The sequence below is a fragment of the Serratia sp. ME47 genome (assembly GCF_903970925.1).
Taxonomy (GTDB): Bacteria; Pseudomonadota; Gammaproteobacteria; order Enterobacterales; family Enterobacteriaceae; genus Serratia; species Serratia ureilytica.
Map to the genome: position 1 here is coordinate 169,476 of NZ_CAJCKE010000001.1, position 20,528 is coordinate 190,003.

At 60.8% G+C, this 20,528-nt stretch carries 20 protein-coding genes; 6 read left to right on the top strand and 14 right to left on the bottom strand.

What is annotated here, in order from left to right:
• Positions 1–51: 51 nt before the first annotated feature.
• Together H7A77_RS00910 and H7A77_RS00915 are read left to right on the top strand one after the other, a co-directional pair.
• The gene (locus H7A77_RS00910) at positions 52–243 is read left to right on the top strand and encodes a YebW family protein (RefSeq protein ID WP_004934567.1); all 192 of its coding nucleotides are present in this window, start codon (positions 52–54) and stop codon (positions 241–243) included.
• Positions 244–364: 121 nt separating this feature from the next.
• Positions 365–589 (top strand): biofilm development regulator YmgB/AriR family protein, encoded by a 225-nt coding sequence (locus H7A77_RS00915; protein ID WP_033643403.1) that lies wholly within the window; start codon positions 365–367, stop codon positions 587–589.
• 80 nt (positions 590–669) lie between these two features.
• On the opposite strand, the gene ompC is transcribed toward H7A77_RS00915, so the two are convergent.
• The 6 genes from ompC to H7A77_RS00945 all read right to left on the bottom strand — a co-directional run bounded on the left by ompC (position 670) and on the right by H7A77_RS00945 (position 8,481).
• On the bottom strand, positions 670–1,752 hold the full coding sequence (ompC, locus tag H7A77_RS00920) for a porin OmpC (protein WP_072627481.1): 1,083 nt from the start codon (positions 1,750–1,752) through the stop codon (positions 670–672).
• 568 nt (positions 1,753–2,320) lie between these two features.
• Entirely contained in the window at positions 2,321–3,304 is a 984-nt protein-coding gene (gene astE / locus H7A77_RS00925) for a succinylglutamate desuccinylase (RefSeq protein WP_060660611.1), read from the bottom strand.
• A gap of 10 nt (positions 3,305–3,314) precedes the next feature.
• Positions 3,315–4,655, bottom strand: a complete 1,341-nt coding sequence (gene astB / locus H7A77_RS00930; RefSeq protein WP_142075649.1) for an N-succinylarginine dihydrolase — start codon at positions 4,653–4,655, stop codon at positions 3,315–3,317.
• A 52-nt stretch (positions 4,656–4,707) separates the two neighbouring features.
• Entirely contained in the window at positions 4,708–6,180 is a 1,473-nt protein-coding gene (gene astD / locus H7A77_RS00935; RefSeq protein WP_046896729.1) for a succinylglutamate-semialdehyde dehydrogenase, read from the bottom strand.
• Positions 6,180–7,214, bottom strand: coding sequence for an arginine N-succinyltransferase (gene astA, locus H7A77_RS00940; RefSeq protein WP_004934585.1), 1,035 nt, complete (start codon positions 7,212–7,214; stop codon positions 6,180–6,182). Before astA ends, astD begins: the two co-directional genes overlap by 1 nt.
• A gap of 52 nt (positions 7,215–7,266) precedes the next feature.
• The gene (locus H7A77_RS00945; RefSeq protein WP_015378175.1) at positions 7,267–8,481 is read right to left on the bottom strand and encodes an aspartate aminotransferase family protein; all 1,215 of its coding nucleotides are present in this window, start codon (positions 8,479–8,481) and stop codon (positions 7,267–7,269) included.
• Positions 8,482–9,156: 675 nt separating this feature from the next.
• Here H7A77_RS00945 and H7A77_RS00950 point away from each other — a divergent pair.
• Positions 9,157–10,131, top strand: coding sequence for an alpha/beta hydrolase (locus tag H7A77_RS00950; RefSeq protein ID WP_033643407.1), 975 nt, complete (start codon positions 9,157–9,159; stop codon positions 10,129–10,131).
• 2 nt (positions 10,132–10,133) lie between these two features.
• Here the strand turns inward: H7A77_RS00950 and H7A77_RS00955 are convergent, their stop codons facing one another.
• The 6 genes from H7A77_RS00955 to H7A77_RS00980 form a co-directional block, all read right to left on the bottom strand.
• Entirely contained in the window at positions 10,134–11,102 is a 969-nt protein-coding gene (locus tag H7A77_RS00955; protein ID WP_182073694.1) for an ABC transporter ATP-binding protein, read from the bottom strand.
• Entirely contained in the window at positions 11,092–12,078 is a 987-nt protein-coding gene (locus H7A77_RS00960; protein ID WP_047574833.1) for an ABC transporter ATP-binding protein, read from the bottom strand. The genes H7A77_RS00955 and H7A77_RS00960 overlap by 11 nt, the downstream gene beginning before the upstream one ends.
• Positions 12,075–13,025, bottom strand: a complete 951-nt coding sequence (opp4C, locus tag H7A77_RS00965; protein WP_046687269.1) for an oligopeptide ABC transporter permease — start codon at positions 13,023–13,025, stop codon at positions 12,075–12,077. Before opp4C ends, H7A77_RS00960 begins: the two co-directional genes overlap by 4 nt.
• 4 nt (positions 13,026–13,029) lie before the next feature.
• Positions 13,030–13,986 carry an ABC transporter permease gene (locus tag H7A77_RS00970; RefSeq protein ID WP_004934604.1) on the bottom strand — a complete coding sequence of 319 codons (957 nt, stop codon included), beginning with the start codon at positions 13,984–13,986 and terminating at the stop codon, positions 13,030–13,032.
• Positions 13,987–14,034: 48 nt separating this feature from the next.
• Positions 14,035–15,723 carry an ABC transporter substrate-binding protein gene (locus tag H7A77_RS00975; RefSeq protein ID WP_182073695.1) on the bottom strand — a complete coding sequence of 563 codons (1,689 nt, stop codon included), beginning with the start codon at positions 15,721–15,723 and terminating at the stop codon, positions 14,035–14,037.
• 154 nt (positions 15,724–15,877) lie between these two features.
• On the bottom strand, positions 15,878–17,296 hold the full coding sequence (locus H7A77_RS00980) for a PLP-dependent aminotransferase family protein (protein WP_042784770.1): 1,419 nt from the start codon (positions 17,294–17,296) through the stop codon (positions 15,878–15,880).
• A 144-nt stretch (positions 17,297–17,440) separates the two neighbouring features.
• Between H7A77_RS00980 and H7A77_RS00985 the strand changes: the two genes are divergently transcribed.
• Genes H7A77_RS00985 through H7A77_RS00995 form a run of 3 tightly spaced genes read left to right on the top strand, consistent with a single transcriptional unit; the run spans position 17,441 to position 20,018 of the window.
• Positions 17,441–18,841, top strand: a complete 1,401-nt coding sequence (locus H7A77_RS00985) for a cytochrome ubiquinol oxidase subunit I (RefSeq protein ID WP_004934615.1) — start codon at positions 17,441–17,443, stop codon at positions 18,839–18,841.
• Positions 18,842–18,843: 2 nt separating this feature from the next.
• A complete protein-coding gene (gene cydB / locus H7A77_RS00990) occupies positions 18,844–19,851 on the top strand; it encodes a cytochrome d ubiquinol oxidase subunit II (RefSeq protein ID WP_182073696.1) in 1,008 nt (335 codons plus the stop codon).
• A gap of 14 nt (positions 19,852–19,865) precedes the next feature.
• On the top strand, positions 19,866–20,018 hold the full coding sequence (locus H7A77_RS00995; protein WP_004934619.1) for a DUF2474 domain-containing protein: 153 nt from the start codon (positions 19,866–19,868) through the stop codon (positions 20,016–20,018).
• Between the two features lie 9 nt (positions 20,019–20,027).
• On the opposite strand, the gene H7A77_RS01000 is transcribed toward H7A77_RS00995, so the two are convergent.
• Both H7A77_RS01000 and H7A77_RS01005 read right to left on the bottom strand, forming a co-directional pair.
• Positions 20,028–20,294, bottom strand: coding sequence for a hypothetical protein (locus H7A77_RS01000; RefSeq protein ID WP_033650914.1), 267 nt, complete (start codon positions 20,292–20,294; stop codon positions 20,028–20,030).
• On the bottom strand, positions 20,291–20,515 hold the full coding sequence (locus H7A77_RS01005; RefSeq protein ID WP_025303190.1) for a hypothetical protein: 225 nt from the start codon (positions 20,513–20,515) through the stop codon (positions 20,291–20,293). Before H7A77_RS01005 ends, H7A77_RS01000 begins: the two co-directional genes overlap by 4 nt.
• Positions 20,516–20,528: the final 13 nt, after the last annotated feature.

Sequence of the window (20,528 nt, forward strand, 5' to 3'; positions counted from 1 at the left end):
TTTTTACCTACACTGTTGCAGACAAGGCGGCTCGACGAAGGAGGCTGCAAGATGTACGCATTGGTGATGTTTGTCTGTTATCTGGATGGCGGCTGCAGTGAAATGGTGGTGGACATATTGCGCGACGAACCGCAATGCCTGGTGGCGATGAAGGAACAGAACCTGCGTCACGCCGGCTGTTATCCCATGGAAGAATTTATTGACGGCTTCTGGTTGCCGGCCAGCGAATACTCGGATTTTTGATCCCCTCCCCGCCTGATGCTGAGGAATTTCTGATTTCATCGGAAACTGCATCTTCCTCCGAGGCACAAGGCCGCTGTTTTGCTAAATTGCGGCTCCCGAAGAAGAAAGACAGAGAAAGGTCATGTCAGCATCGGCTCATTCCAACGAGCAATATGAAATTCTGCTGCGCAACGTCAGTCTGGCGTTAGGCGACGCAGTGTTGCAGTTAATCAAAAACCATAAAAAGGTATCCGGCGGCAATATTCTTTCGCAGCTGGTGACAGAGATAGAGCGAGAGCAGGATCAGCAGCGGTTTGCCGCGCTGCGTTCGGCCATCGAGCTGGTGGGGTTGGCGCCAAAAGGCTGAGCGCGCGATACAAACGAAGGCAGGGCTTGCGCCCTGCCTGATTACCGATCCCGACACAGGATGAGGGTAATGAGAGAAACTTAGAAGCGATAGGTCAGGTTGACGGCAACGATGTCGTCGGTGTTCAGCTTCAGTTTGTTGTCGTCGTTCAACTGGTTGATCTTGTAGTCGACGTAGGTGTACATGTTCTTGTTGAAGTAGTAAGTCGCGCCCACTTCCACGTATTTCACCAGATCGACGTCGCCGATCCCTTCAATATCCTTGCCTTTCGACTGCACGTAGGCCAGAGACGGACGCAAACCGTTTTCGAACTGGTACTGGGCCACAACTTCGAAGTTCTGCGTTTTGTTGGCGAAGCCGGAGACGCCATTGCCGCTGATCGGCGTCATGTTGCGGGTATCGGCATACATAGCCGCCAGATAGACCTGGTTGGCGTCATATTTGATTGCGGTGGTCCAGGCGGTGGCCTTGTCGCCTTTACCGTACTGCAACGCTTTCTGATCGCCGGTGCGGCTGGAGTCGGAGAACGCCGCCGCGACGCCGATGCCGGTGCCGCCGATGTCCTGATAGTCCAGAGACATGCCGTAGCCGTCGCCGTTTTGCTTGGTCACGCTGCGCTTGTCTTCGTTGTTTTTACCCTGATACTGCAACGCCAGGTTCAGGCCTTCCACCAAACCGAAGAAGTCACGGTTGCGGTAGGTCGCCAGGCCGTTGGAGCGCGCGGTCATGTAGTTGTCGGTGTAGCTGTAGGAGTCGCCACCGAATTCCGGCAGCATGTCGGTATAAGCTTCGGCGTCGTACACCACGCCGTAGTTACGGCCGTAGTCGAACGAGCCATAGTTGGCGAACTTCAGGCCGGCGAAGCCCAGACGGGTTTTGGTGCCGGTGGTGCCCTGCGCTTCATCGTGGTTGGCCTGAACGTTGTATTCCCACTGGCCGTAGCCGGTCAACTGGTCGTTGATCTGGGTTTCGCCTTTAAAGCCCAGACGAACGTACGTTTTATCTCCGTCTTCACTTTTATCTTTACTGAAAACGTGTTTGGCCGAAACGCGGCCGTACAGGTCGAGTTTATTGCCATCTTTATTGTAGATTTCAGCCGCGTTGGCGAAGGAGGTGACCGCCCCGAGGGCGACAGCTAAGGCTAATACACTGCGTTTCATCATTTATTTTCCTAGATATTATAATTAAAACCCTGCCCGTCACGCCCAATTTATAATTTGGGCTGTGATTTTATCTTTTGGTATTTTATGAGCTCCCCTAATTCTGGGGTGATGTGACATTAGCATCATGAATCAAAACTTAAAATCAAAAAGTTCATGAAACAACGAGGAGAAAGCATGTTTATTTGTAACTATATATTTCAAAAAAGAGAGTACATAACCCATTGAATATAAGAAATTTTTATCACATAACTTATAACCAAAACGGTGCAATGCACCAATTTAGTGCATTTTGGTTTCGTTTTGCGTGCTTTCTGCGCGATTCAAAAGTAACAACAATATTAGCATGGTTATTAAAAACGTTACTTATTTCACATTTTTATCTTAACAAAGTCACCAGGCAATTAAGGCTTTCCGATAACGGCTGAATACGGCCTTTATTCATTCACGTAAAGAAATCCCTATAGGACGAATAAAATTCGATTTATGGCCATTTAAATAGCGGGAAATAGCAGATTAAAATAATGAAAGGAATAAACGGCAGCGCGCTGACGGCGCCGCCGAGGATAAATCAATACAACGTAGAACGGGAAACTTCGCTCAACAGCATGCCGGCGCGCAGGCCCAGCGCCACAGTGGGGTTAGGAAACAGTATCCACGCGCCCTCTTCGCCAACGCGATACTCCTCCTGCGGCTGCTCGCACAGCAACATCCCCGGTTTCAACTCGGTGAAGTTGGCGGTGTCATCATCCAGATGCAGCTTGAAATCCTCGCTGTGTTTGATCAACGAGTGCATCACACGGAATACCCGGATCGCCTCGCCCGCGCGCTCCGGCAACGGCACCTCGCTGACCGCCGCCCGCAGAGCGCGATCGATGGCGGCGAACTGCTGCAGATCGTTGCTGCCGAACGGCCGCGCCTTGCCCAGCTCGAGCGTACAGCTCGCTGCATTGAGATGCTCGCTGGAATAGTGGCTGAAAGTCCCGCCCGGCGCGCTGTGTACCACCAGCGCATCCAGATCGGCGGCATCCAGCAGCTTTAGCATCGGTTCGCTGTACGGGCGCTTCTGGAAGGGCAAAATGCCAAAGCGCGGCAAATGCGACTCGCGAATGGCGGTGTGCAGATCGTAATGGAAACGCGCCGCCTGTTCGCCATCAAAAAAGGCGGCGAGCGTGCGCTCCAACTGCTGGGCGCGCGCGGTTTCCCCGCTGGCGGCGAAGTTGCGGTAGCGGCCGCCGAACATGCGGTTCATGTCGCTGTGCAGATAGCGCTTGCCCGCCCGCATCGCCGCCGGGTTGCCCAGCACCACCAACAGCCGCACCGCCAGCGGCAAGCGGCCGCTCAACAGATCGCCGATTAACTGATTGAGCAGTTCAATCGGCGCGGTTTCGTTGCCGTGTACGCCCGCCGACACCACCAACGCCTGGCGATAACGCTGCCGCGGCGTGAGCTCCAACACCCCTTCCCCCAGCCAACGCCAGCGCAGCTGCGGCGTTTCGCCCTGCCATTCGGCGGGCTCTTTCCCCTCCAGCGTCAGGGGCAGTAGATCGATCATGCAGCCTCCCTTATCGTTGGAACGGATAGATGGACCCGAGACCGAGGATCGACGTCAGCGAATCCAACGCCTCGCGCCCTTCGCGCAGCAGCAGCGGATCTGCCAGGTCATCCTGCGTCAGGCGATCGCGGTAATGACGATCCACCCATTCGTTCAGCGTCGCGAACAGCCGATCGTTCATCATGACGCGTGGATTCACCGCCCGCAGCTCTTGATCGTTGAGCGCCACCCGCAGCCTCAGGCAGGCCGGGCCGCCGCCGTTGCGCATGCTTTCGCGCAGATCGAACACGCGGATTTCATCAATCGGGCCGCCACTGCCGACCATCTCGTTCAGATAACGCCACACGCCGACATGCTGGCGCGACTCTTCCGGCACCACGATCATCATCTTGCCGTTCGGCTTGGTGAGAATTTGGCTGTTGAACAGATAAGTCGCCACCGCGTCCGCCACCGAGACGCGCTCCGTCGGCACTTCAATCGCCACCAGCTCGCTGTCCAGCGTCGCCATCTTGCGGCGCACTTCATCCAGCGCCTGTTGCTGGCGGTAAAACGCCTGCTGGTGGTGGAACAGCACGTTCTGGTTGCTGACCGCAATCACGTCGTTATGGAACACGCCCTGGTCGATCACCGCCGGATTTTGCTGCACGAAGACCGTATGCTGCTCGTCCAATTGGTGCAGGCGAGCGATCGCCTCACCGGCTTCGCGCGTCTGGCGCGCAGGATAACGCGCCGGCGCCGTTTCGCCGCCAAACTCCTGGCGACCGTAAACGAACACCTGCACGCTGCGCCTGGCATAATCGCCGCCCAGCCGGTTATGGTTGGCCGCCCCTTCGTCCCCGAACAACGCCACCTGCGGCAGCGCTTCATGGTGGGCGAAATGCCGGTCGTCGTTAAACATCGCCCGCAAAACGTCGGTGGTCGTTTCCGCTTCAATGGCGCGGTGGAATTTATTGTTCAGGTTAGCGGCGGTGAAATGCACCTTGCCGTCTGCGCTGTCCGCCGAGGGGGACACCGTGGCCGCATTGGCGGTCCACATGCAGGACGCCGAGCTGAGCGCCGACAGCAAACGCGGCGATTGACGCATCGCCTGCGCCAGCACCGCCTCATCGCTGCCGCTGAAACCCAGGCGACGCAGCATCGGCAAATGCGGCCGCTCCTGCGGCGGTAATACCCCTTGCTGGAAACCGAGATCGGCCAGCGCCTTCATTTTCAGCAGACCCTGCTTCGCCGCCAGCTTCGGGTTCGATACGCTGTTTTGATGCTGCGTAGAGGCCTCGTTACCGAACGACAGCCCGGCATAGTGGTGCGTCGGCCCCACCAAACCGTCGAAATTGACTTCATATCCTGACATGGCTATCCCCTGGGGATGGCCTGCGGCGACGCCATGACGCCGCCGCAGACGATTAACGGAACGACAAGCCCGGCGAGAGCGTCGCCGGCAGCGACAGGCTTTCGCTTTCCAGCGACGCCATCGGCCAGGCGCAATAGTCCGCCGCATAGAAGGCGCTTGGGCGATGGTTGCCGGAAGCCCCCACGCCGCCGAACGGCGCCGCGCTGGACGCCCCGGTCAACGGCTTGTTCCAGTTGACGATGCCGGCGCGCGCTTCCAGCAGCAACCGCTCGAACAGCTCGCGCTGCGGCGAGACCAATCCCACCGACAGGCCGTAGCGCGTCTGGTTGGCGAGCCGCAGGGCCTCGTCGAAATCGCGGTAACGCACGATCGTGGTCAACGGCCCGAAGTACTCTTCGTCCGGCACGCCGGCCACGCCGGTCAGCTCGATGATGCCCGGGCTGAGCAGCGAACTGCCCGGCTCCAGCAGACGCATGGCCAGCAGCGATTTACCGCCCAGCGCCAGCAAGCGCTGCTGCGCTTTCAGCATGTTTTCCGCTGCGGCCGCCGACACTACGCCGCCCATGAACGGCTGCGGTTCGGCATCCCAACGGCCGACGCGCAGCTCGCCCGCCACCTGAACCAAACGCGCGATAAAGGCGTCGCCTTCCGCCCCCTGTTTCACCAAAATGCGGCGTGAACAGGTGCAGCGTTGGCCGGCGGAGATAAACGCCGACTGGATAGCCAGGTTGACCGCCGCGTCGCGATCCTCGAAACCATCGACGATCAGCGCGTTGTTGCCGCCCATCTCCAGCGCCAGGATCTTCTCCGGCTGCCCCGCCAATTGGCGATGCAGGTGGTAACCGGTGCCGGCGCTGCCGGTGAACAACAGGCCGTCGATATCCGCACTGGCCGCCAGCGCCTCGCCGGTTTCCCGGCCGCCCTGCACCAGATTGATCACCCCGTCCGGCAGACCGGCCTTCAGCCACAGCTTCAGGGTCTCCTCGGCGGTCAGCGGCGTCAGTTCGCTCGGCTTGAATACCACGCAGTTTCCGGCCAGCAGCGCCGGCACGATATGGCCGTTCGGCAGATGGCCGGGGAAGTTGTAAGGCCCGAACACCGCCAGCACGCCGTGCGGGCGATGGCGCAGCACCGAAGCGCCGTCGGCCATCGCCGTCTGGCTAAAACCGGTGCGCGCCTGATAGGCCTGCAGTGAAATGCCCACCTTGCCGATCATCGCCTGAATTTCGGTCAGGGTTTCCCAGCGCGGTTTGCCGGTCTCGCGGCTGATGGTTTCCGCCAGCGACTGTTTATGTTCTTCCAGCAAAGCGGCGAAGCGTTTCACCAGCTGTTCGCGCTGCTCGAACGGCGTACGTGCCCAGCCGGGGAATGCGGCGCGCGCGGCTTCGCAGGCGGCGGCGACGTCATCGGCGTCGGCGGCGTTGGCGCGCCACAGCGGCTGATTGCCGACCGGATCGGCCTTGCCGAACTCCGCGCCGCGGCCCTGCCGCCAGACGCCGTTAATCAACAGTGCAGGATGGGACATCATGCTTTCTCCTGTGCAATAAGGGGGAGCACCCGCACCGGGCTGCCCTGTTCGACGCCCAGCGCCGCAGCGGTGGCGGCGTTGATATGCAGGCGGTCGTCATACAGATCGGCATTGACCAGCAGTGCGCGGTAATTCTGATAGTTGTCGTTGGCGACCAGATGGACCGGCGCATCGGCGCGCATCGGCGTGTCATCCAGCACCACTTTGACCAAGCGGCTCTGCTTCACCGCACGGATGTGGTCGATTTCGGCTTCCAGCGTCGGGCCGCCGTCGAAGATATCGACGTAGCCCTGATAGCTCAGGCCTTCCGCCTCCAGCAGGCGGCGCGCCGGCAGGGTTTGCGGGTGCACTTCACCGATCACCTTCTGCGCGTCTTCGGCCAGGAAATCGACATACAGCGGATGTTTCGGCATCAGTTCGGCGATAAACGCCTTTTGTCCGGTGCCGCTCAGGTAGTCCGCCTTGGCGAACTCGATGGAGAAGAAACGATGCCCGACGCTCTCCCAGAACGGCGAACGGCCGTTTTCATCTGAGAAGCCGCGCATCTCGGCGATCAGACGGCGGGAGAAGCGTTCACGGAACGCGGCGATAAACAGGAAACGCACCTTCGACAGCAGCTTGCCGTTCTCGCCGTGACGATAGTCCGGATCGAGGAACAGCGTGCACAGTTCCGAATGCCCGGTATGGTCGTTGCTGAGGAACAGCGTCGGCACCGATTTATAGACGTTCAGCTGTTTGGAAGCGTGCACCTGCGTGCCGACGCGGAAGCTGTACCAGGGTTCCGCCAGGCCGACGGCCACTTCGATCGCGCAGACCCCCACCGCCTGCCGGCGCTCGCTGTCTTCCAACACGAACAAATAACACTGGTCACTTTGCGGAAGTTCGCCTTGCCAGGTTTTTAACGCCCGCTCAATGCGTGCCGACAGGGTATCTTCATTTTGCGGCAGCGACGTGAGACCGATACCGGATTTGCCGGCAAGCGTCAGCAAATCCGCCAAATCGCGGCGCTCTATAGGGCGAATAATCATCATAATGCGAACCTCTTCTGAATCAGGCTGCGCCGATAAAGGCGCAGCCCGCTGATTAGCTGCAAATGCGCGCCACGGCGCGCGCGAATCGCGCCAGCCCCTCTTTCACATCCTGCTCAGGGATGATCAGCGACGGCGTGAAACGCACCACGTCCGGGCCGGCGATCAGCGCGATAACGCCTTCTTCGTTGGCCAGTTGGGTGATCTGCTTCGCTTTGCCGGCATAGTCTTTCTTCAGTTGGCAGCCGATCAGCAAACCGCCGCCGCGAATCTCGGCGAAGATCGGATACTGACGGTTGATGTCGTTCAACCCGTCGATGAACCACTGGTGGCGCTGCTTAACGCCTTCCAGCACTTCCGGGGTATTGATGATGGAGAACACTTCCCCCGCCACCGCCGTCGCCAGCGGGTTGCCGCCGTAGGTGGTGCCGTGAGTGCCGACACCCAGCGTTTTCGCCAGCGCATCGGTGGTCAGCATGGCGCCGATCGGGAAGCCGCCGCCCAGCGCTTTCGCGGTGGTCAGCACGTCCGGCACCACGCCGTACTGCATATAGGCATACAGGTGGCCGGTGCGGCCGACGCCGGTCTGCACTTCGTCGAAGATCAGCAGCGCGTTATGGCGATCGCACAGTTCACGCAGCCCCTGCAGGAAACTGGCTTCCGCCGGCAGCACGCCGCCTTCGCCCTGGATAGGCTCGACGATCACCGCGCAGGTGCGATCGTTGATAAGCTCGGCCGCCGCGGCCAGATCGTTATACGGCGTATGGGTGATACCGCCCGGCAGCGGCGCAAAGTCCTGCGAATATTTTGGCTGGCCGCCGGCGGACACGGTAAACAGCGTACGGCCGTGGAACGCGTTGTTGAACGCCACAATCTGATCTTTACCGGCGCCGTGCTGGTCGTGCGCATGTTTGCGCGCCAGTTTCAGCGCCGCTTCGTTGGCTTCTGCCCCCGAGTTACAGAAAAACACCTTGTCGGCGAACGTGGCGTCGATCAGTTTCTTGGCCAGGCGCAGCACCGGTTCGTTGGTATAGCCATTGCCCAGATGCCACAGTTTGCCCGCCTGCTCCACCAGCGCCGCCTTGACCGCCGGGTGCGCATGGCCCAACGCGTTAACCGCGATGCCGCCGGCGAAATCGATGTAAGACTTACCCTGTTGATCCCACACCTGCGATCCTTCACCCCGCACCAGAATAAAATCGGCAGGGGCATAAACCGGGACCATCCAGTCATCGAAAGACTGGCGGGTAACTGCGATTGGCTGTTCCATAGTGACCTCATAATCTCAGCAAAGGCTGAATTTTGACTGTAAGGACCGCGCAAGCCCGGCTAGGCCGCCACAATGCAAAAAAACCGCTGTTCAAAACCGACTTTCCCGGCGGAGAAAATGCTGTCTCTCACCGCTGATTTAGAAACAAATCTGTTACATAAAATCGGTTTTTCACTATTTATGGCGCTTATCCGGTCCCTGAGCGGGGAGTAAATGTTAACGAGCAGTTAAAATACATGTCGTTTGATAAAGAGTGTAGAGCAGCTATCGTGCCAAAACGGGATTTTTGCCGGATTTTGCTATTTTTTACGTTAAAACAACGGCTTATAATGCATATTTATTCATTTTATATGCATTTGCAATGCATAATTTAAAAAATAAGGCCTAAAATCATCATTGCTCGCGAAATCCTATTCAATTGCGAAAAACTTCAGGATTTCTGATCGCGCTCGCAAAAATAATTTCATCCGATTTGCTCGCCATCACACTTTTTGCCCCAACCCGGTGCAGCGCTGCGCCAGGATCGGGCAATGCGGCGACGAAGCGCCTATTCCATCGGCAGCACCCCGGAAAACGAACCGCGCCGATCGCCGCCGGCCGCGGCTCCCGCTTTATGCGCCAACGACTACACTGTGATTCTGACCGCACTTTTTCTTCTGCGCACAAGGAGTCACCATGCCCAAACGAACCGTCGATCTCAGCCGGCCTCTCCTCCAGCACGACATCCGCGCGTTTCTCGAGACGCTGAATGCCGCTGGCGGTAAACCTATGGAACAAATGAAGCCCAAAGAGGCGCGCAGAGTTTTGGAAGCGGCGCAGCGCAGCGTAGACGTGCCGCTGCGCGAGGTGGAGATCAGCGAGAAAACCATTCACGTAGAAGGCCAGGATATTCTGCTGCAGCTGGTGCGGCCGGCCAGGGTCAAGGAGACATTGCCGGTATTCATGTTCTTTCACGGCGGCGGCTGGGTGCTGGGCGATTTTCCCACCCATGAACGGCTGGTGCGCGATCTGGTTTACAGCTCCGGCGCGGCGGCGGTGTTCGTCAACTACCCCCGCTCACCGGAAGCGCACTATCCGCAGGCGATCAATCTGGCTTACGCCGCCACGGAATGGGTGGCCGAATATGGCGAAAAAATCAACGTTGACGGTTCACGGCTGGCGGTGGTCGGCAACAGCGTCGGCGGCAATATGGCGGCGGTGGTCAGCCTGATGGCCAAAGAGAAAGGCCTACCGGCATTGCGTTGCCAGATCCTGCTGTGGCCCGTTACGCACGCCCATTTTGATACCGATTCCTATCATCAGTTCGCCGAAGGCCATTTCCTGACCCGCAATATGATGAAGTGGTTTTGGGACAGCTATGCGCCCGATAAGGCGCAGCGCAAAGACATCTACGCCTCGCCGCTCAACGCTACGCCGGAACAGCTGCGGGGCTTGCCGCCGGCGCTGGTGCAAACCGCCGAGCTGGACGTGCTGCGCGATGAGGGCGAAGCCTACGCGCGTCTGCTCGACGCCGCCGGCGTCGAGGTCACCTCTACCCGCTACAACGGGCTAATCCACGACTACGGCCTGTTGAACCCGCTCGCCCACGTCCCGGCGGTGCATTCGGCGATCCACCAGGCCGGGCGCGCGTTGAAACACTACCTGTCCTGACGCTAACCGACCAGGTGGCAAGCCACCTGATGACCGGACGCCACGCTGCGCAGCTGCGGCGCCTGTTCGCGGCACTGCGCCGTGGCCAGCGGGCAGCGGGGATGGAAACGGCAGCCGCGCGGCGGGTTGGCGGGGTTCGGCGGCTCGCCGCCGGCCACCCACGCCGGCGCGCGTTGCGCATCCAGCGTCGGCACCGCCGCCAACAAGGCCTGCGTGTAGGGATGCAGCGGTTGGCGGAACAGCGCATCGCGATCGGCGCTCTCAACGATCTGCCCCAGATACATCACCGCCACATCCTGGCACAGATGCTCCACCACGCCGAGATCGTGCGAGATAAACAGCAGCGTCACCCCCTGCCGCTCCTGTAAATCGGAAAACAGATTGATGATCTGCGCCTGAATCGACACGTCGAGCGCCGATATCGGCTCATCGGCGACGATAAATTCCGGTTGCAGGATCAACGCGCGCGCAATGCCGATACGCTGCCGCTGACCGCCGGAAAACTCATGCGGAAACCGCCCGTAATGCTGTGAGGACAACCCGCAGATCGCCAGGGTATCGAGCACCCGTTCGCGCAGTTCCGCCTTGCTCGCCAGGCCATGTTGCAACAGCGCTTCCCCAATGGCGTCGCCCACGCGCAGACGCGGATTCAGCGAGCTGTAAGGATCCTGAAACACCAGCTGCATTTTCGGCCGCAGGGCGCGCAACGCGTCCTTGCTCAGGCCGTCCAACGCCTGCCCTTTGAACAGCACCTCGCCGGCGGTTTTGTCGTGCAGGCCGAGCAGCGTGCGGCCAACGGTGGTTTTGCCGCTGCCGGACTCGCCCACCAGCCCGAAAACGCGCCCCTTGCGGATGCTGAAGCTGACATCATCCACCGCCTTCAGTTGGCCGGTGGTGCGCCCGAACAGCCCGTCGCGCAGCGGAAAATATTTCTTTAACCCCTTTACCTCCACCAAAGGTTCAGTCGACATACGGATGCCCTCCGGCATTGAGAAAACAGGCGGACTGACGCTGACGGGAGCCGTACAGCGGCGGAATGCCGTCGCGGCAGCGAGCGGAGGCCTGCGCGCAGCGCTCGGCGAAAGCGCAATGCTCCGGCAGCCGCGCCAGATCCGGCACCTGACCGGGAATGGAGTACAAGCGGCGTCGCCGCTGCCCCGGCACCGGCCGCGAGGCGATCAGCCCCTGCGTATAGGGATGTCGCGGCTCGTCCAGCACTTCCCGGGTCGTTCCCTGCTCGACGACGCGCCCGGCGTACATCACCGCCAGCCGATCGGCCATCTGGGCGATCACCCCGAGATCGTGGGTGATCAAGATCATCGCCATGTTGTGTCGCCGGCTCTGCTCACGCAGCAACGCCAGGATCTGCGCCTGTACCGTGACGTCGAGCGCCGTGGTCGGTTCGTCGGCGATCAGCAGCGCCGGGCGGCACCCGATCGCCATGGCGATCATCACGCGCTGCAGCATGCCGCCGGAAAGCTGATGCGGGTAGCAGCGCATCAGCGCCTCCGCGCGCGCCAACCCCACTTCCGTCAAGAGTTGAATCGCCTGACGCCAGGCCGTTTTCGGCGACAGAAGCAAGTGCCTGATCAGCGGCTCCACCAGCTGTTCGCCGAGGGTCAACACCGGATTCAGAGCGCTCATCGGCTCCTGAAAGATCATCGCCAGCCGGTTGCCGCGCAGATCTGCCATCTTGGATGCCCGCAGCGACAGCAGGTTTTGCCCTTCAAAGCGAATCTCACCGCCGTCTACCTGCGCCAGCGGCTGCGGCAACAGCCCCATCAGCGCCATGGCGGTCACGCTTTTGCCGCAGCCCGATTCGCCGACGATCCCCAGCGTTTGCCCGGCCTGCAGTTCAAGGCTGACCTGCTGCACCGCCCGCACCGGCCCCTGCTCGCCATGAAACGACACCGACAGCCGGTCGAACGCCACCAGCGGTTGACTCATCGTTTTACCCCGCTCATTTTCGGATCGAGCGCGTCCCGCAGGCCGTCGCCCAAGATATTGATCGCCACCACGGTGACGAAGATCGCCAGCCCCGGCGGCATCCACAGCCAGGGGCGGCGCTGAAAGTCGATCAGGCTATTGGCGGCGTCCATCATGTTGCCCCACGACGGCGTCGGCGGCACCACGCCCAGCCCAAGGTAGCTCAACGCCGACTCGCTGAGGATGGCGTTGGCCACCGCCATGGTGGCGACCACCACCAAAATCGGCACGGTATTGGGCAATAGATGGCCGAAGAGGCGCCGCCGAGTGGAGAGCCCCAGCACTTCGGTGGCCAACATGAAATCCCGCTCGCGCAGCGACAGGATCTGGCCGCGCACCAGCCGCGCCAGCGACGGCCAGCCCAGCAGGCTCAGCATGATCATCACCATGTAGATACGGTAGTCCGGCGACACGTCGAGTTCGGTCAGCATCGCCCCCATGATGATCAGCAGCGGCAGGCCGGGAATGGTCATCAACAGATCGGCGAAGCGCATGATCAGCCGATCCGCCACGCCCCCCAGATAACCGGCGAACGCCCCCAGCACATAGCCCAGCGTCACCGACAGCAGCATCGACACCAGGCCGATGGTCAGCGATATTCGCCCCGCCAGCAGCAGCCGGGTGCAAATATCGCGGCCGAGAAAGTCGGTGCCCAACCAATGCGCGCCGCTCGGCGCCTGATTGATGTTCAGCACATCGCCGGCGTCGTCAGGCCACGGCGACAGCGACGGCCCAATCAGGCACAGCAGCGCCAACAGCACCAGCAGCGCCAGCGAGATCATCGCCGGTCGGTGGCGGCGCAGACGGCGCCAGGCCTGCGCGGCGGGCGGCGGAGACAGCTGCGCCAGCGCCGGCAACTGCGCCTGGCGCCAGCGGCGACGGCGCCCGAAAAACAGCGTTACCCACATCGTGTTACCTCAAGCGAATGCGTGGATCGGCGTAGGCGTACAGAATGTCCGCCAGCAGATTGCCGAGAATGGTCAGCGCCGCCAGAAACAGCGTGAACCCCATCAATACCGGATAATCGCGCGCCGCCAGCGAATCGATATGGATATGCCCGGCGCCCGGCCAGTTGAAGATTTTTTCGGTGATCAGCGCGCCGGAGAACAATCCCGGCAGCTCGAACCCCAGCAGGGTAATGATCGGCAACAGCGCATTGCGCAGCGCGTGTTTGAGGATCACCGTTTTCTCCCTGAGCCCTTTGGCGCGCGCGGTGCGGATATAGTCCATGCGGATCACCTCCAGCATGCTGGCGCGAAAATAGCGCGTCAGGCTGCCGGCCTGCAGCATCACCAGCGCCAGCACCGGCAACAGCAGGTGCGCCGCCACCTCCAGCGCCCAGGCCAGCCCGCTCGCTTCGCTGCCGGTGCGCAACATGCCGCCCGCCGGCAACCAGTGCAGATCGACGGCGAACCATTTGATCAGCAACAGGCAAAGGAAAAACGTCGGAAACGACATGGCGGCGAACACCGCCACGGTGATCAGATGATCGAACAGCGAATAGGGTTTCATCGCCGAGATCACTCCCACCGCCAGCGCGATGCCCCAATACAGCACCATCGCCACCGCCGCCAGCAGGAACGAGTTCCAGATGTATTGGTTCAGCAGCGTGCTGACCGGGATCTGATACTGCAGCGAGAAGCCGAGATCGCCCTGCAACAGCCGGCCAAGCCAATGCAGGTAACGGCTGAACAAGGGCTGATCCAACCCATACAGCGCCCGCAGCTCGGCGGCGCGTTGCGCGGTCAGGTTGATATTGCCGTCGATAAAGTCGCCGGGCGCCAGGGCGAAGATGCAAAAAATCAGCAATGAAGCCAACAACAGCATCGGGATAGTCTGCAACAAACGGCGCAGGATAAAATTTCTCATCGCGAATTCCATCGCCGCCGCCCGGAATAGCGCGGCGGCATCGGGGCGTTACGGCGCCGGTTTGACGTTCGGCAGGCTGCCGACCAGTCCGTTGTAGATATCCGGTTTAAAGCCGGTGACGCGCGCGCTGCTGGCGCTCAATATTTCGCGGTTGCCGAGCAGGATCACCGGCGGATCGTCCGCCAGCACCTGATACAACTGATGGTACAGCGGCTTACGCTGCGCGATATCCAGCGTGGCGTTGGCTTTGGCGATCAGCGCGTCCACCTGCGGGTTGTGGTAGCCGGTCTCGCTCTCGCGGCTGATGAAGTCGCGTACGCCGTCGTGCGGATCGTTCAGCGTGCTGGTGCTGAGAGACGCCAGGTCGTAATTGCCCGCCTTGCGCTGCGCCAGCAGCGCGTTGAAATCCAATACCTGCGGTTTCAGCACCACGCCGAGCCGGCGGTAGTTATCCTTGGCGATCGGCACCAGCGCGTCGTTGATCAGCTTTTTGGTCACCAGCAGCGTCAGCTCCAGCTTTTTACCGTCTTTCTGCCGGATGCCGTCAGCGCCCACCTGCCAGCCCGCCTCGTCCAACAGCTTTTTGGCCTTATCGAGATCGTAAGCGTAAGGATTGATGCCGTTGGCGTCGTAAGCCCAGGAGATCGGCGAAATCGGCTGGTTGGCGACCTTGCCGTATCCCTGGTACACCACGGCGATCAGTTTTTGCCGATCGAGGCCGTAGATCAGCGCCTGACGCACCCGCTTGTCCTGCAGCGCCGGGCGTCTGAGGTTGAAATCAACCCGGCTGTAATCGCTCGAGCTGTAAAGGTTGATATTGGCGAAGCCGAGCAGCTTGAGCTGTTCGATATCGTCCGGCTTGGCGGTAAAGGCGTCGTAGTCGGTCTCACCGGTCTGGAACAGCTGGAAGTTGGTGGCCGGGTTGGTGACGCGATAGATAAAGCGCGCCATCGGCGGCGGGCCGAGGTAGAAGTTCGGGTTGGCGTGGAAGCGGATTTCCTGCCCCGGCACGTACTTGTCGTAAATATAGGGGCCGTTGCCGAGCGGCTTGCCGTTCAAGGCGCGCACGCCGTCGAGCTTGCCGCGCTGATAGTCTTTGCCGTAGTAAGCCCGCGACAATACCGGCCCGCCAATCAGTTGCAACGTGGTCGCGCCCGGTTGGGTGGTGACGATCTGAATGGTGCGATCGTCGATCACCTTCAGCCCGCTGATGCCGGCCGCGGTGCCGTTTTTATACTCGGCGCCGCCCTGAATGTGCGCCGGCGTGATATCGGTATCGCCGTCATAGGCCGGGTCATGCAGCAGCGTCAGGGTAAAGGCGATATCGTCGGCCTTCAGCGGCGAGCCGTCGCTGTAGACCAGATTCGGCCGCAGCTTGATGGTGTAGGTCAGATTATCGGGGCTGACCCGCCAGGACTCCGCCAGGCGCCCTTCCGGTTTGCCCTGGCTGTCCAGGCCGATCAGCCGGCTGAAGATCACGTCGGTCACGTTCTCGTCCCAGCCGTTGGTGAACAGATACGGGTTGAAAATCCCCTGCGGCTCCGAGATGCCCGCCACGACGGTATCTTTGCGCAGTTTGGCGACGGCCGGCACCCGAGCGGCGTCGCTGGCCGGCGTAATGCCTTCGGCCAGCGTTTCCGCCTGCGCGGCGGCGCTCAATCCCAGCGCACAGACCAACGCCAGCGGCGTCAGCCGATAGCGCAACAGTTTGTTTAGCTTATTTTTTATTCCACTCACCCACTGCCCCTCGTCTACCCGTTGATAAAAATGTGACAAAATTTATCGCAGAGTAATGGGCGGCCGGAGGGCTGTCTAACAACGAAACCGGCATTCCATTGCCGAAAAAAGCATTATGAATTTTTCTGGGGCGAAGCGGCGGGAAAAACGCGGTTCAGCCGGCCGCCGCCAGCCCCCGGATAAGTTTGGCTAAGGTTTTTATCGCCTCTTCAAAGCGGTCATTCCATTCAAATGAGGCGTTGAGACGGAAGCAGTGGTTGAAATGGTCGCCGGTGGTGAACATGCGCCCCGGCGCGATGCTGATGCCCCGTGCGAGTGCGCGCCGATACAACTCCATCGACGACAGCGCCGGATCGAGTTCCAGCCACAGGAAATACCCGCCGTCAGGCTGACTGACTTTCACCGTCGGCGGGAAATGGTGGGCGATCGCCTGACGCATTGCGCTTTGGCGCTGGGCCAGCAGGCGGCGCAGCCGCCGCAGATGGGTGTCGTAGCCGCCGTGCAGCAGATAATCCGCCAGCGCCATCTGGGTCGGCACGCTGGTGGAAACGGTGCTCATCAGCTGCAAACGCTGGATCTGTTGCGCATAACGCCCCGCCGCCACCCAGCCGACGCGAAAGCCCGGCGCCAGACATTTGGAAAATGACGAGCAGTGCAGGATCTGGCCACCGCTGTCGAGCGCCTTCGCCGGCAGCGGCCGTTCGGCGCTGAAGTACAGCTCACCGTAGACGTCGTCTTCGATCAGCGAGATCTGCCGTTCGCGCAGCAGCGCCACCAGACGCTGCTTGTTGGCCTCCGGCAGGGTGGCGCCCTGCGGGTTCTGGAAGTGGGTCATCAGCCAGCAGGCTTTGATCGGATACTGCTCCACCGCCTGCTGCAACGCGTCCAGATCGATGCCGTCCTGCGGATGCGTGGCGATCGCCACCGCCTTCAGCCGCAGCCGTTCCAGCGCCTGCAGCGCGCCGTAAAACGCCGGCGACTCGATCGCCACATAGTCGCCCGGTTGGGTCACCGCCTGCAGGCTGAGGCTGAGCGACTCCATCGCCCCGGCGGTGATGACGATCTCGTCCGGCGCGACCTGCATGCCGCTCAGCGCATAGCGTTGGGCAATGTGCCGCCGCAGCGCGTCGTTGCCCGGCGGCAGGTTGACCAGCGAACTGTGCGGCGTGAACTTGCGCGCTACGCTGCTCAGCGCCCGCGCCAGCTTCGGCTGGGCGAACAGCGTGGCGTCGGGAAACGCCGAACCGAAAGGCACGATGTCCGGATCCTTGCAGGCCTGCAGCACATCGAAAATAAAGGCGTTGATGTCCACCTGTTCGCTCAGCAGCAGTTTCTCGCCGCGCGAAGGCTGCGGCAGCGGCTGCGGGCGCGCCGCCACATAGTAGCCCGACTGCGGCCGGGCGACGATCCACCCCTGGCTCTCCAGCAGTTGATAAGACTGCACCACCGTCATCAGGCTCAATCCGGCGCGTTTGCCGCTCTCGCGCAGCGAAGGCAGCTTGTCGCCCGCCCGCCACACCCGGTTCTGGATCTGTTCTCTAATCTGCTGCGCAAGCTGCTCGTATCGGGTCATAACCATTAACTGTTATATAAAAAAGTAAAATAACTGTCACTATTATAGGCACTGTACTCCGTGCTTAACTTAACGCCAAGCATTTCACATAAAAATGACAGCTATACTCAAGAGGTTAATTTATGTTCAACCCTAGGAGGCGCCATGCTGGGTCTTGATGCACTGGAACTTGCCAGAATACAGTTCGCCTTCACCGTGTCTTTCCATATCATTTTCCCCGCCATCACCATCGGTTTAGCCAGCTATCTGGCGGTGCTGGAAGGATTATGGTTGAAAACGCACAATGAAGCCTATCGTGAGCTTTATCACTTCTGGTCAAAGATTTTCGCCGTTAACTTCGGCATGGGCGTGGTATCCGGGCTGGTGATGGCTTACCAGTTCGGCACCAACTGGAGCTTCTTCTCCGAGTTCGCCGGCAGCATTACCGGGCCGCTGCTGACTTATGAAGTGCTGACCGCCTTCTTCCTCGAAGCCGGTTTCCTCGGCGTGATGCTGTTCGGCTGGAACCGCGTCGGCCCCGGCCTGCACTTCTTCGCCACCTGCATGGTGGCGCTCGGCACGCTGATCTCCACCTTCTGGATCCTGGCCTCCAACAGCTGGATGCAGACCCCGCAAGGGCATGAAATCATCAATGGCCAGGTGGTGCCGGTTGACTGGCTGAAGGTCATCTTCAACCCGTCCTTCCCGTACCGCCTGCTGCACATGTCCACCGCCGCCTTCCTCTCCTCGGCGTTCTTCGTCGGCGCGTCCGCCGCCTGGCATCTGCTGCGCGGCCGCGACACGCCGGCGATGCGCAAGATGCTGTCGATGGCGATGTGGATGGCGCTGATCGTCGCGCCGGTGCAGGCGCTGATCGGCGATGCGCACGGCCTGAATACGCTGAAACATCAGCCGGCGAAGATCGCCGCCATCGAAGGCCACTGGGAAAACCCGCCGGGCGAAGCCACGCCGCTGATCCTGGTCGGTTGGCCGGACATGCAGCGTGAAGAGACCCGCTTCAAGCTAGAAGTGCCCTATCTCGGCAGCCTGATCCTGACGCACAGCCTGACCGAGCAGGTGCCGGCGCTCAAATCGTTCCCGCCGGAAGATCGCCCCAACTCCACCGTGGTGTTTTGGTCGTTCCGCATCATGGTCGGACTGGGCATGCTGATGATCCTGGCCGGGGTGTGGAGCCTGTGGCTGCGCTGGCGCGGCGGGCTCTATCAGTCGCGTCCGTTCCTGTACTTCATCCTGTGGATGGGCCCTTCCGGGCTGCTGGCGCTGCTGGCGGGCTGGTTCACCACCGAGATAGGCCGCCAGCCGTGGGTGGTGTACGGCCTGCTGCGCACCAAGGATGCGGTGTCCGCGCACGGCGATCTGCACATGAGCATCAGCCTGCTGGCGTTCATCATCGTCTACTGCTCGGTGTTCGGCGTGGGCTACTCCTACATGATGCGCCTGATCCGCAAAGGGCCGCAGCCGCATGAACACCAAGAAGACAATACCGAGGGCCGCCCGGCGCGTCCGCTGTCCGCGGTCAACGACACTCTGGACGACAGGAGCTGAACATGGGTATCGATCTTCCGCTGATTTGGTTTGTCATCATCGTGTTCAGCACCATGATGTACGTGGTGATGGACGGTTTCGATTTGGGCATCGGCATTCTGTTTCCGTGGGTGAAGGCGAGCGGCGACCGCGATCTGATGATGAACACCGTCGCCCCGGTGTGGGACGGCAATGAGACCTGGCTGGTGCTGGGCGGCGCGGCGCTGTTTGGCGCCTTCCCGCTGGCCTACTCGGTGATCCTCGACGCGCTGGCGATCCCGCTGACACTGATGCTGATCGGGCTGATTTTCCGCGGCGTGGCCTTCGAGTTTCGCTTCAAGGCGACGCCGGAGAAGCGCCATATCTGGGATAAAGCGTTCATCTGGGGCTCTCTCTTCGCCACCTTCAGCCAGGGTGTGGTGGTGGGCGCCGTGATCAACGGCTTCCCGGTAGAAGGCCGCACCTACGCCGGCGGCGCGCTGGACTGGCTGACGCCGTTCGCGCTGTTCTGCGGGCTGGGGCTGGTGGTGACCTACGCCCTGCTCGGCTGTACCTGGCTGGTGATGAAAACCGCCGGTGACCTGCAGGCGCGCATGTATCACCTGGCGACGCCGCTGCTGGCCATCCTGCTGCTGGTGCTGGCTGCGGTCAGCATCTGGACGCCGATCGCGCATCCCGAAATCGCCGCGCGCTGGTTTACGTTGCCGAACCTGTTCTGGCTGCTGCCGGTGCCGGTACTGGTGCTGCTCAGCGCCTGGGGGATCCAGCATGGGGTGAAACGCGGCGCGCACTACTCGCCGTTCATGCTGACGCTGCTGCTGGTGTTCCTCGGCCTGAGCGGGCTTGGCATCAGCATCTGGCCGCACCTGATCCCGCCGGCCATCAGCCTGTGGGACGCCGCCGCGCCGCCGCAGAGCCTCGGCTTTATGCTGGTCGGCGCGCTGTTCATCATCCCAATCATTCTGGTCTACACCTTCTGGAGCTACTACGTGTTCCGCGGCAAGATCAGCCATGAACACGGCTATCACTGAGGAAGGAGGACGCTATGCAAGATAAAACGGCAGCCGCCGCTCCGGCGCCCTGGTGGAAACGCATCGGTTGGCTGGTGATCATCTGGAGCGCCAGCGTGCTGGGGCTGTTCGTGGTTGCCTCGCTGTTCCGCCTGCTGATGACTGCGGCGGGCATGAAGTCACATTGACGTGACGCCTTATCTGGACGCGCTGTTGGGAAAGTAAAAAGAGACCACCAGCGTGACCAGCGGCAAGGCGCCGATCTTGACCAGTTCGAACACTTGACCGAGCGCTTCGTTTTTGTCCCAATACGCGTGGGCGGCGAATACGCCCACGCTGACCGCGAATATCCCGCACAGCACCTGGCGTGCCAGGCGCAGCCGCTCCATTTCGTCGAAGACCAAGACCTGCTCCAGATAAACCTGGCTGGCCTCATCGCGCAGATTACGGCTTTCGATGTTCATGGGAAGATCTCCACGACCCGCCCCACCGCTTCAAGCTGTTCACCCTTCTCCCGTACAATGCCAAGAGAAGTACCATCCTGTTTCATCCAGTACTTATCGGCAAGGGTAATCAGTGCAAACGCCATTTTGATTACCTCGGTTTTTTCCATCCCGTGACGTCGGGCGATATCGTTCAGATCATCATCAATTTTGTTGGATAACCGAATCGGCAAGCTGCGCATACTCCACCTCCTG

Coding starts and splice junctions, on each gene's coding strand:
- H7A77_RS00910 (WP_004934567.1), top strand. CDS start 52: ATGTACGCATTGGTGATGTTTGTCTGTTATCTGGATGGCGGCTGCAGT.
- H7A77_RS00915 (WP_033643403.1), top strand. CDS start 365: ATGTCAGCATCGGCTCATTCCAACGAGCAATATGAAATTCTGCTGCGC.
- ompC (WP_072627481.1), bottom strand. CDS start 1,752: ATGATGAAACGCAGTGTATTAGCCTTAGCTGTCGCCCTCGGGGCGGTC.
- astE (WP_060660611.1), bottom strand. CDS start 3,304: ATGATCGATCTACTGCCCCTGACGCTGGAGGGGAAAGAGCCCGCCGAA.
- astB (WP_142075649.1), bottom strand. CDS start 4,655: ATGTCAGGATATGAAGTCAATTTCGACGGTTTGGTGGGGCCGACGCAC.
- astD (WP_046896729.1), bottom strand. CDS start 6,180: ATGTCCCATCCTGCACTGTTGATTAACGGCGTCTGGCGGCAGGGCCGC.
- astA (WP_004934585.1), bottom strand. CDS start 7,214: ATGATGATTATTCGCCCTATAGAGCGCCGCGATTTGGCGGATTTGCTG.
- H7A77_RS00945 (WP_015378175.1), bottom strand. CDS start 8,481: ATGGAACAGCCAATCGCAGTTACCCGCCAGTCTTTCGATGACTGGATG.
- H7A77_RS00950 (WP_033643407.1), top strand. CDS start 9,157: ATGCCCAAACGAACCGTCGATCTCAGCCGGCCTCTCCTCCAGCACGAC.
- H7A77_RS00955 (WP_182073694.1), bottom strand. CDS start 11,102: ATGTCGACTGAACCTTTGGTGGAGGTAAAGGGGTTAAAGAAATATTTT.
- H7A77_RS00960 (WP_047574833.1), bottom strand. CDS start 12,078: ATGAGTCAACCGCTGGTGGCGTTCGACCGGCTGTCGGTGTCGTTTCAT.
- opp4C (WP_046687269.1), bottom strand. CDS start 13,025: ATGTGGGTAACGCTGTTTTTCGGGCGCCGTCGCCGCTGGCGCCAGGCG.
- H7A77_RS00970 (WP_004934604.1), bottom strand. CDS start 13,986: ATGAGAAATTTTATCCTGCGCCGTTTGTTGCAGACTATCCCGATGCTG.
- H7A77_RS00980 (WP_042784770.1), bottom strand. CDS start 17,296: ATGACCCGATACGAGCAGCTTGCGCAGCAGATTAGAGAACAGATCCAG.
- H7A77_RS00985 (WP_004934615.1), top strand. CDS start 17,441: ATGCTGGGTCTTGATGCACTGGAACTTGCCAGAATACAGTTCGCCTTC.
- cydB (WP_182073696.1), top strand. CDS start 18,844: ATGGGTATCGATCTTCCGCTGATTTGGTTTGTCATCATCGTGTTCAGC.
- H7A77_RS00995 (WP_004934619.1), top strand. CDS start 19,866: ATGCAAGATAAAACGGCAGCCGCCGCTCCGGCGCCCTGGTGGAAACGC.
- H7A77_RS01000 (WP_033650914.1), bottom strand. CDS start 20,294: ATGAACATCGAAAGCCGTAATCTGCGCGATGAGGCCAGCCAGGTTTAT.
- H7A77_RS01005 (WP_025303190.1), bottom strand. CDS start 20,515: ATGCGCAGCTTGCCGATTCGGTTATCCAACAAAATTGATGATGATCTG.